Origin of the sequence: Mycobacterium sp. 1245852.3 (assembly GCF_001669335.1) — a bacterium.
In the GTDB taxonomy this organism is placed as follows: Bacteria; Actinomycetota; Actinomycetes; order Mycobacteriales; family Mycobacteriaceae; genus Mycobacterium; species Mycobacterium europaeum_A.
Window position 1 is genome coordinate 1 of record NZ_LZLL01000218.1, and the last position, 743, is coordinate 743.

General features: G+C 67.7%; 1 protein-coding gene. It reads right to left on the bottom strand.

Going from position 1 to position 743, the window contains the following annotated elements; translation table 11 throughout:
- Window positions 1-743, bottom strand: a 743-nt coding sequence (locus tag A9W96_RS09830) for a dihydrodipicolinate reductase (RefSeq protein ID WP_067139361.1), incomplete at both ends; no start/stop codon positions are given.

Here is a 743-nt window from a genome sequence, read left to right on the forward strand (position 1 = left end):
ACGCGATAGGACAGATCGCCAATCCCTTTGGGCCAGGCGGGGGCGACGTCGTGCGCCAGCCGGGTCACGTGCTCGATCACGATGGCCTCGCGGCCGTTGACCACCCCCGCGGCGCGCGTGCGCACCGCGCCGCAGGTGCCCGCTCTTATCGTGCCGAAGGCGACCTCGATGTCCCGGTCCGTCAGCTCACGGTCGAGCGAACCGCGTATCTCCTCCACCTCGACACCGAGTCCCGCCGCCATGAGGTAAATCGGTGCTTGCCAAGCTAATTCGATGAAGCCGGGGGTCTTGAGCATCGGCTCGAACTCGAGCGGCCGGCCAAAGCCCATCCCATCCATCATCACGTCGGCGACCGGGTAGTGGTCGTTCAACGCGACCTCGCTGGCCGTGATCCGGCGGATGTTCTTGGACTGCGTGGTCAACAGCAACGCGAGCTGATCGGAGGCGAAGCCGGGAAAGATGCCCGACGCGTAGAACGACGCCCGACCCGCTTTGGCCGCGCCGTCCAATTCATCGCGCCAGTTGGGCGCGAAGTAGGACGGCGGGTATACCAGGCTGGTCGACGACGTCGATACCACGTTGATGCCGGCCGACAGCAGACGCACATAGTCGGGGACCGCCGCGCCGTCGCGTTCGGGACCGCTGGCCGCATACACCACACAGTGGGGCCGACACGCGATCAGCGCGTCGGCGTCGTCGGTGGCCAACACTCCCAGCGGCGCCCCGCCGGCCAGCTCGCCGGC